Origin of the sequence: Streptomyces sp. NPDC006265, from assembly GCF_040613555.1 — a bacterium.
Taxonomy (GTDB): domain Bacteria; phylum Actinomycetota; class Actinomycetes; order Streptomycetales; family Streptomycetaceae; genus Streptomyces.
The window spans coordinates 1-9,662 of sequence record NZ_JBEXSH010000288.1; the positions used below are offsets into that span (position 1 = coordinate 1).

At 72.4% G+C, this 9,662-nt stretch carries 6 protein-coding genes and 1 pseudogene; 1 reads left to right on the forward strand and 6 read right to left on the reverse strand.

What is annotated here, in order from left to right; genetic code table 11:
* Positions 1-151: 151 nt before the first annotated feature.
* Positions 152-1,054 (forward strand): universal stress protein, encoded by a 903-nt coding sequence (locus ABZ281_RS22895; RefSeq protein ID WP_356658162.1) that lies wholly within the window; start codon positions 152-154, stop codon positions 1,052-1,054.
* 113 nt (positions 1,055-1,167) lie between these two features.
* Here ABZ281_RS22895 and ABZ281_RS22900 read toward each other — a convergent pair whose 3' ends face one another.
* The 6 genes and pseudogenes from ABZ281_RS22900 to ABZ281_RS22925 all read right to left on the reverse strand — a co-directional run bounded on the left by ABZ281_RS22900 (position 1,168) and on the right by ABZ281_RS22925 (position 9,325).
* The gene (locus ABZ281_RS22900; protein ID WP_356658164.1) at positions 1,168-1,869 is read right to left on the reverse strand and encodes a hypothetical protein; all 702 of its coding nucleotides are present in this window, start codon (positions 1,867-1,869) and stop codon (positions 1,168-1,170) included.
* Between the two features lie 431 nt (positions 1,870-2,300).
* Positions 2,301-2,645, reverse strand: a pseudogene (locus ABZ281_RS22905) (alcohol dehydrogenase); the annotation flags it as partial.
* A 437-nt stretch (positions 2,646-3,082) separates the two neighbouring features.
* On the reverse strand, positions 3,083-3,988 hold the full coding sequence (locus ABZ281_RS22910; protein ID WP_356658166.1) for a universal stress protein: 906 nt from the start codon (positions 3,986-3,988) through the stop codon (positions 3,083-3,085).
* Positions 3,989-4,431: 443 nt separating this feature from the next.
* Entirely contained in the window at positions 4,432-7,155 is a 2,724-nt protein-coding gene (locus ABZ281_RS22915; RefSeq protein ID WP_356658168.1) for a cation-translocating P-type ATPase, read from the reverse strand.
* Positions 7,155-8,024: a universal stress protein gene (locus tag ABZ281_RS22920; protein WP_356658170.1), complete on the reverse strand. Its 870-nt coding sequence runs from the start codon at positions 8,022-8,024 to the stop codon at positions 7,155-7,157. The genes ABZ281_RS22915 and ABZ281_RS22920 overlap by 1 nt, the downstream gene beginning before the upstream one ends.
* A gap of 413 nt (positions 8,025-8,437) precedes the next feature.
* On the reverse strand, positions 8,438-9,325 hold the full coding sequence (locus tag ABZ281_RS22925) for a universal stress protein (RefSeq protein ID WP_356658172.1): 888 nt from the start codon (positions 9,323-9,325) through the stop codon (positions 8,438-8,440).
* Positions 9,326-9,662: the final 337 nt, after the last annotated feature.

The following is a 9,662-nucleotide window of genomic DNA, read 5'->3' on the forward strand; positions in this document are numbered from 1 at the left end:
CACAGGGGCTGGTGGAGGGTTGAGGAAGCGGAGCCATCGGGACCGCTTCCGCCTGGCGCGGAGCCTCAACGATGAAAAGGAGGCCGAAGGGCCTGGACCGAGAGCCACACACGTGCAAGTTCCACGTACGAAGCAATGGAGGTGCGCGCCCATGCCACAACCGATCGTCGCCGGAGTCGACGGATCCGCCGAGAGCCTTGCCGCCGCCGCATGGGCAGCCCGCGAAGCGGTACGTCGCGGCCTTCCGCTGCATCTGCTGCACGCCTCGAACTGGAGCCCGCCCAACGCTCGCCCCGACGCAGGGGACGCCGTGCGCCGGCATGCCGCACGGCGCATCCTGCACGAGGCCGGGGAGCACGTCGCGCGAACCCGCCCGGGAGTCCTCGTCACCGACGCACAGGTGGACGGCCCCGCCAGCACCGCCCTGCTGCACGGTGCGCACCAGGCCAAGCTGCTGGTGCTCGGTTCCCGCGGCCTGAGCGGCTTCACCGGGTTCCTCGTCGGCTCGGTCGCCCAGACAGTCGTGGCGCGGGCGACCCACCCCGTGGTCCTCGTCCGCGCAGGTGAGGAATCGGAGGACGAGCACCTGCCGGATCACGAGGGCAACGCGTCGACGCGCACGCCGTACCGCGAGGTCGTCCTCGGTCTCGATCTCGCCGATCCGTGCGACGAGGTGATCGGGTTCGCCTTCGAGGCGGCCCAGGCGCGTGGGGCGACATTGCATGCCGTGTCCGGGTGGACCGGCCCCTCGCCGCTCTCGCTCGGCCCGGGTGAGATCGGGCTTCTGGACACTCCCCAGCTCGGCGAAGAGTGGCGCGGATTCCTCAGTGCCCTGCTCGAGCCCTGGCGGGAGAAGTTCCCCGATGTCGAGGTCTCGGAGACGGTCACGGAGGACAAGGCAGGCACCCGCCTGGTGTATGCCTCCTCCGGTGCGAGTCTGCTCGTCGTCGGCCGCCGGATCCGTGAGACACCACTCGGCCTACGAACCGGCCCGGTCACCCACACGGTGATCCACCACGCGAGCTGCCCCGTCGCCGTAGTGGCCCACGACTGAAGCATCCGCACCGCCGCCACACCACCGCCGGTCTCGTCACCCACCAGTACGGTCGCGGCCGCCTCTTCCCGCGTATCCAGTCATCCCAGCCCCGGCGCGCAGGCCGTTCAACGTCAGGCCCCCAGGGACTCCCCACCGGCCCTGGTGCGCAAGTTGTGGAACTGGCGCGTCTGCATGATGAAGTGGGCGGGCTCCCCCAGCAGCAGGTCGAACGGCCGGGTGAACGGTCGTGGGCGGCCCGTACCGCGCGTACGGACCACCAGGCGGGTTCCACCGTCGGAGGTCGGCCGCAGATGGAAGCCCCATATCCCGCCGACGCGAGCCCGCGGCAGCGGATCCAACTGCGGATCGAAGGACTGGCCGGAGGGCACGCCCAAGTCCGACCGCAGCACCAGGGTCCGGTTCCGCTCCAGTCGGGCCACGGTGAACCAGGACCTGCTGCTGCGGACCGCGTTCAGGCGCTGTCCCTCTTCGAGTTTCTGCCACTCGGGCACGATGCGGTCGGCGCTGGGTTCTCCGAAGTGGTCCAGCCAGTCCCAGCTGTACCAGCCGCCGCGGTCGTATCCCATCTGCACCAGCCAGGCCCAGACCGTCTCGGGGGGCGCCGGAAGGGTCGTCGCCATCGTCGACGTGCCGTCGGGATCGGGGACGAGCTCGTCGCCGGGGTAGGCACCGGTGACCTCGTCCTGGGTCGCACCCCACGTCAACAGACGTGGTCGGATCCACCGCGCGTAGAGCGCCAGTGCGGCGGAGGCTGCCGCGAACGGGAGCAGCCGGGCTGCCGGCCGCTGTTGGCTTGTGCACTGCGCGGGCATGGTTCCTCCCTGGTGGCCGAGGGGAGGGCCTGCCGTCGCAGGCCCAGGGCAATAGGGGACGAGACCGGTGCGCCGGGGCTCGTCAGTTCGGCGCGCCTGCGGCCAGGTGCAGGTCGGGAATGGATTTTCCGTGCATGCGTCCTCCCGGCACTGTCCCTGATCTCCAGAGTCGCCGGGCCCGGCCCTGGCTGCACTTCGGCCGGAGGACGCGACCGTGGGACGCCGTCGGCACACAGCGGGCGTCATGGAGCCGAGGGCCGCCCGCTTCTTGTGGGCCCGAATTGCACGGTGCACGGTCTCGCTCCGCTTCGCCGTGTCTCCTTGTGGCCCTCGGCTCACTTCCATGAAACCGCCGCGTAGTGACGAGTAGTAGGGCTGGGTGACCCTGGTCGAGGGGCCGGACGGCCCGTTCGGCCCCTGGGCTGGACTCTTCACTCGCGGTGCAGCACGACTTTGAGGGCACCCGTGCTGGTGCCGTGCGCGAACACCTCGTAGGCGTGCTCCATCCGATCGAGGACGAAGGAGTGGGTGACGAGCTCGGCGACGGGCAAGCGCCCGAACTGCACCTGCTCCAGCAGCCATGGAGTGGAGGACGTGTCGACCTGTCCGGTGCTGATCGTGACGTTCTTGCGCCACGGGGATTGGAGATGCAGCGTGACCGGTTTGCCGTGCGTGCCGATGTTGGCGATGTGCCCTCCTGCGCGAACGGCGCGGGTGCACAGAACGAAGCCCTCCGGTTCACCTGACACCTCGATGGCCACGTCGGCGCCCGGTCCCTATCCGGCGGGTCCGCAGTCCTCCCACCCCCTCACCCGACCGCCGCCCACCAGAGGGTCCACCGCCAGATGCGGGAAGGAGCGGTCCGAGGGCGGCGAGTCCTGCCACTCCGCCCGCCGGGCCTGGAGCTGGGCGACTTCCCAGGCGCGGTTCGGGCAGATCTGCCGACAGTGGGCCCGGTACCCTGCTCGCCGACAGGCATGTCCGCAGCCCTCAGCGTCGGGGGCAACGCCATCCGGACGCCCGCCGGGACGTGCAGGTCGCGCACTCGTGCGTGTGCTTCGCCCGGCCTGCCGTGGTGCAGGTCCCCGCATCGTGCCCATGTCGGCGAATGGTGACGTGGCGACCTCGGCGCGGACTGGACCAGGAGCTCGCCGGAAGCGCTACGCGACCACGGCCCTCGTGACACGTCGTCCTTCTGTCTGCGCCTGGCATGTCAGCCGTGCGCGACGACGGCGACGGGGGCGGCGGCGTGATGCATGACCGCGTGAGCGACGGACCCGATGTGCACGCCCAACCGATTGCGGCGACGCCGCCTGCCGACGACGACGAGGCAGGCGTCGCGGGCGGAGTCGACCAGGAGGTTCGCGGCGCTGCCGGGACGGGAGACCTCGGCAACCTCGACGTCCGGGTACTTCTGCCGCCAGGGCCGCAGCGCCTCGGTGAGCGCGGTGGCCTCTGTCCGTGCGAACTCCTCGTGCGACTCGAAACCCGCTCCCATGGTGTAGACGGCGTAGGGCGACAGGTCCCAGCCGTGTACGGCGGTCAGCGGGGCCTGGCGACACCGAGCCTCTTCGAAGGCGAAGTCGAGTACGGTCTCGTCGGGGCTGTCGGTGTCCAGGCCCAGGACCACGGGCCGGAACGCGGTGGCGGCGGAGGGGATGCCGGCGGAGTCCTTGACGTGTTCGTCTGCGGCCTGCTCCCCGGCGCGCACCAGGACCACGGCCGTCTCGGTGCGGGCGACCACGCTCTGCCCGATGGACCCCACCAGGAAGCCTCCGAGGCCGCTCAGGGCACGGGAGCCGAGGACCAGCAGTTCCGCGTCGCGGGCCGCGTCCACCAGGGCGTCGGTCCGCGAGCCGGTCAGCTGCTCGATGCCCACTTCGACATCCGGGTGGCGCAGCCGCAGGCCCTCGGCGGTCTCGCGCGGAATCCGCTCGGTCCAGTGCTGGTGGGTCTCTGCGCCGAGGAGCGGAGCCTGCGCCATGCGTGCGGGTACCGGTTGCCACACGTGGACCAGCTTCACCACCAGCCCGCGCAGCGCCGCCTCACGGGCGGCCCAGTCCGCGGCGGCCCGGCTCTCCAGCGAGCCATCGAGTCCCACGATGATCGTACCGGGCATGAAGCCCACCTCCTGTGTCGGGTATCTGCTGTGACCTTGTCGTTCAGCGGCGTCCGGAGACAGGGGCCGATGGGCCCGGACCGGGGCCGACCGGCCCCATCGGCGGGTCGGCTCCGGGCGGGAGGACAACTCCGGTGAGCACGGCGGCCCTCGGCGTCCGCGTCCCGAGAGGGCTGTTCTCGGCGGCGGTGACCGTGTCCTCCCGGCACAGCCCTGGCATGACCATCGCGATCAGGTGAGCGCCGCGTCGGATGGCCGGCCCGCAGGGCCCAAGAGCGGGGCCGTCCGGTCGACCGCGCGTGTCCGGGGGGCATGACCGTCACGTTCTCACCGACGGGCAGGGCACGTTCCACTCGTAGAACGGCGACCGAACCCACAACTGGCCGACCAGATCGCCCATGGTCACCTTCTCGGGCCTCGCGGCGCGGGCAGGTGCTGGGGGCTCACGGGGTCGGTCCCCGTGCTGCGCGCCGACCGTGCCGTGCCTGTGCGGCCCGCCAGCCGTGCTCGGTCAGCAGCACGGTGAAAGCGGTGGCGAGGCAGATCGCCCACTGCGTCGGGCTGAGGGCAACGGTGTCGAAGACTCCTTGGGCGACGGGCGCCTGTACGGCGATGACCTGGAGGGTGAGGACCGCGGCCAGGGCGATCCACAGGGTGCGGTTGTGCAACTGGTGGCGTCCGAATACCGGGCCGTCCTCACTTCGCGCGGCCAGGGCGTTGCAGAGCTGGAAGAGGACGAACGTCGTGAAGGCCATCGTGGCGGCGGTCGCGGTGTCGGTGAGGTGGCGCGCGCCGGCGAAGACCGCCAGGGTGCCGGCGGCCATGACCGCGCCGGAACGGGTGATGGCGGCCAGGCGGCGGGCGTTCAGGATCCGTTCGCCGGGCGGGCGCGGCGGACGCCGCATCACGTTGTTCCCCGGTGGGTCGACGGCCAGGGCCATGGCGGGTGGCCCATCCATGATGATGTTGACCCACAGCAGTTGGATCGCGGACATGGGGGCGGGCATCCCGGCCAGTACGGTGGCGAGCAGCGTGAGGATGGCGCCGATGTTCGTGGACAGCTGGAAGCGGACGAAGGTGACGATGTTGTCGTAGATGGAGCGGCCCTCACGGACCGCGCGGACGATGGTGGAGAAGTCGTCGTCGGTCAGGACCATGTCGGCGGCCTCTTTGGCCACGTCGGTGCCGGTGACGCCCATCGCGACGCCGATGTGGGCGGCGCGCAGGGCAGCGGCGTCGTTGACGCCGTCCCCGGTCATGGCCACGATGTGGCCGCGCCGGGCCAGCGCACGGACGATGGTCACCTTGTCCTCGGGGGCGACGCGGGCGAAGACACCGACGTCCTCGATCCGGTCCGCCAGTTCGTCGTCGCTCATCCGGGCCAGTTCGGTGCCGGAGACGACGTCGCCGGTGATGCCCAGTTCGCGGGCGATGGCGGTCGCGGTGTCGGCATGGTCACCGGTGATCATCTTGACGGTGACGCCGGCCTCCCGGGCCAGGGCGACCGCGTCGCGGGCCTGGGGGCGGGGAGGGTCGGCGATCCCGGCGACGGCGGTCAGGGTCAGTCCCCGGACCTCGTCCGGGTGGGCCCGGTCGGCCGTGGCGCTGGCGGCGCCCAGGACGCGCAGGCCCTGGCTGCCCATCCGCCGGGCGGCGTCGGTGACATCCCGGCGGCGCTCGGTGTCGAGGAGTGCGGGTCCGTGCTCGGTCAGGACGTGGGTGCAGCGGTCCAGCAGGACGTCGACGGCTCCCTTGGCGTGGACGGCGGTTCGGCCGTCGGCGTCACGGTGGAAGGTGGCCATGTATTTGGCGGCCGGATCGAAGGGCACCTCACCCGTACGCGTCGCGTGCGCGTGCGGTTCGGCGTCGAGGCCGGCCTTGGCGGCGAGCACGATCAGGGCGACCTCGGTGGGGTCGCCGACGGCGCCGTCCGGAGTGCGTCGGGCGTCGTTGCACAGCGCGAACGGCAGCACCGCGTCGCGCACGTCCACGCCGCTCCCTCCGTCGGCGGTGAGCACGGTACCGGTGGTGTCGTAACCCTCGCCGGTCACCTCGTGGTCGCGTCCCGCCGCCCACAGGGCGCGGGCGGTCATCTCGTTCATGGTGAGCGTGCCGGTCTTGTCGCTGCACACCACGGTCGCCGAGCCGAGCGCCTCGACGGAGGCCAGCCGCTTGACGATGGCACCGCGGCGGGCCATGCGGTAGACGCCCAGGGCCAGGGTGAGCGCGAGGACGGCTGGGAGCCCCTCGGGGATCGCCGCGACGGCCAGGGCCACCGCCCGCAGCGCGAGATCGGCCGGTTCCTCGCCGCGCAGGAGGGCCACGAGTGCGTAGGCGGCCACGGCGCCGCCGCTGACCGCGGCCAGGCGCCGGCCCAGGCTGTCCATCTGGACCTGGAGCGGGCTGGGCGGTTCGGCGCCGGTGCGCAGTGCCTCGGCGATCCCACCGACCTCGGTGCGCATGCCGGTGGCGGTGACGATCATCTCGGCGCGGCCGCGGGTCAGTGCGGTGTTCATGAAGAGCATGCCCGTGCGCTCGGCGACGGGTACGGGCTCGTCTCCGTCGGCCGCGGTGGGCGCGGTCGACTTGGCGACGGGATGGGACTCGCCGGTCAGCGCGGCCTCGGCGGCCTCGACCGTTTCGGCGACGGCCAGGCGCCCGTCGGCCGGGATACGGTCTCCGGCTTCCAGAAGGACGATGTCGCCGGGCACGAGGGCGCCGGCCGGGATGGTCCTCACTCGACCGTCGCGGCGCACGCGCGCGGTGGGGACCAGCATCTGGCGCAGCGCTTCCAGGCTACGTTCGGCCCGGCGTTCCTGCAGGTAGCCGATGGTGGCGTTGATGAGCAGGACGACGGTGATGACGAGGGCGTCCTTGATCTCCCCGATGACTCCCGCGATGACGGCGGCGGCGAGCAGGATGCCGATCAGCCAGCTGCGGAACTGGTCCAGCAGGCGCAGCCACTGCGGCCTGCGCGCCGGTTCGGCCAGTTCGTTGGCTCCCCAGTCGGCGGCCCGCCGCTCGGCGTCCGCAGTAGTCAGGCCCATGGCCGGGACCACTGCGAGCGAGTCCGCCACGTCGGCGGCGTCGCGTCGGTAGGCGTCCGGCCCCCGGAGTGTGTGTGCCGGCGGAGTGGGGTCGTCCGCCGTGATCTGCTGGGGCACCATCACTCCTTGCCTCGGACGACGGTGACCGGGCAGTGGGCGTGATGCAGCAGGGCCTGGCTGACCGAGCCGAGCAACAGCCCGGTGAACCCGCCGCGCCCCCGGGCGCCGACCACCACCAGTTGAGCACCTCCGCTGGCACTGATGAGGGCCGGACGGACCCGGGAACGCACCAGGCTCCGCTCCACCACCACCTCGGGGAACTTCTCCTGCCAGGCGGCGACCGACTCGTCCAGCAGGTGCTGCTCGGCCTCACGGAGTTGTTCGGCGTCCGCCACCGTGGCGTTCAGCGGGTCGCCGGGCCCTTCGTAGGCGCGCTCGCTCCAGGTGTTCCACACGTGCACGGCCACCAGCGGCGCCTTGCGCCGAGCCGCCTCGGTGAAGGCGAACTCCACCGCGCCCGCGCCGGCTTCGGAACCGTCCACTGCCAGCACCACCGGACCGGCCGGGTCGGGGCGGCCTCGCACCACCATCAGGGGGCAGTGGCCGTGCCCGGCCAGGTGCACCGCCGTCGAGCCCAGCAACAACCCGGAGAAGCCGCTCAGGCCCCGGCTGCCGACCACGGCCAGCGACGCCGACCGCGACTCGATCTCCAGTACCTGGACAGCCTCCCCGGCCACCACCGACCGGGTGATGGCCACACCCGGCGCGATCGTGCGGGCCCGCTCCTCGGCACAGGCCAGTACTCCCTGGATCATCGGCTCCAGACCGCGGTCGGCCGGGCTCCAGAACGGCCGGTCGGCAGGCCGGTGTCCGAGCGCGTGCACGATTCGCAATGGGACGCCACGCAGCTGCGCCTCACGGGCCGCGACCTCGACTGCCTCAAGACTGGAGGCGGAGCCGTCCACGCCTGCGATGACCGGATGAGTCACTGGGTTCTCCTGTTCCCGAGCGCCGCCGATGTGCGGCTCCTCGTCTCCCAGCCTCGGCTCAGCCGCTCGTTGTGCCCAGGGGCCACAGGCCCGTACCGAGGGCCGTTCGGCCCTGCCGAGTGCCTGCGGGCGGTCCGGGCACCGGTCGCCCACCGAGCGTGTCGCGCAACCGCGGCACGGGAAGCACGACGGCCACCGGTCGACATGCCGACGGCCTCCGGCGGCGCGGTCCGCCGCGAGCCGGAGCCGCTGTTCGCCGCCCGTGGTGACTTCCCCGTCGTCGTCACCGACCCGGGGCCTCGGCGCGTGGCCGCCTCACGGCCCTGGCCACGTGACGCTCCGCGCGTCCGTGGCCCGTCCTCACCCGTCCAGCACAGGTCCTGGGACGGGTGGGAGCCTCGCACCGGGCGCCGTCAGCCCCGCCCACTGCCCGCCCGCACCACCGCGACCGGGCAGTGGGCGTGGTGGAGGAGGGCCTGGCTGACCGAGCCGAGCAGCAACCCGGCGAAGCCTCCGCGCCCGCGGGCACCGACCACGACCAGCTGCGCGGACCGGCTGGCATCGACCAACGCCTCCCGCGTTCGGCCGTGCACCACCTTCTGCTGCACCACCACACCCGGATACCGTGCGCGGTGGCCGGCGAGTGCCTCGGACAGCAAGTACTCCTCCTCTCCGGCGAGGGCGCCCGGGGGGTTCGCGTACGGAGCCGACGCGTCCTGCGGTGCGGGCATCGGCGCGTTCCACGTGGTCCAGGCGTGCAGCGCCACCAGCGGCGCCTTCCGCAGTTCGGCCTCGGCGAAGGCGAACTCCACCGCCCGCGCACCCGCGGCTGAGCCGTCGACGCCCAGCACAACCGGACCGTCCGCACTCTGCTCCTCCCGGACCACCAGCACCGGACACCGGCCGTGCGCGGCCAGGTGCACCGCCGTCGACCCCACCAGCAGCCCGACGAATCCGCCCATGCCCCGGGACCCCACCACCACCAGCTCAGCTGTGCGTGACTGGGCCTCCAGGACCGTCAGGGAATCACCCGTCACCACGGCACGGCTCACGTCGACCTCCGGTGCCGTCGCCCGCGCACGCTCGACCGCCTCGGCGACCAGACGGTCGGCGATCTTCCGGAGCCCGCCCTCGGACGGGCCCAACGGCGACGGGCCCAACGGCACATGCATCGCGGGCCAGACAAACGCGTGCACCACCCTGAGCCCCGCCCCACGCACCTGCGCCTCCCGGGCCGCCGCCTCCACCGCGGCGAGGCTCGACGCCGACCCGTCCACACCCACGACCACCAGACCACTCATCGTGCCTCCTCCACTCGAACGCCCTGGTTCTCCTCTCCAGCCCACCCCGGGCACCGGCTCGCTGTCATGGGGTCCGCTGGCCACTGGCAGGGCCGACCGGCCCTGTGGCGGCCGTCCGGCATGCCGGCCCCTGGACACCCCGGCCCGTGCCGTGCCCTGTTCGGCTCTGACGAAGGACGGTGAGGCCCTATGCGCGCGGAGAAGCCCGTGGTGTTCTGACGGTGACGGGGCGGGCCTGTTCGGGACACGGAGAGGTGGTCGGGAGCTGTGCACCGCGATCGGGGACCGCGAGAAGCGGTGGGCCCTCCTCATCGCCCGCGCCGCAGCGCGGGCGATG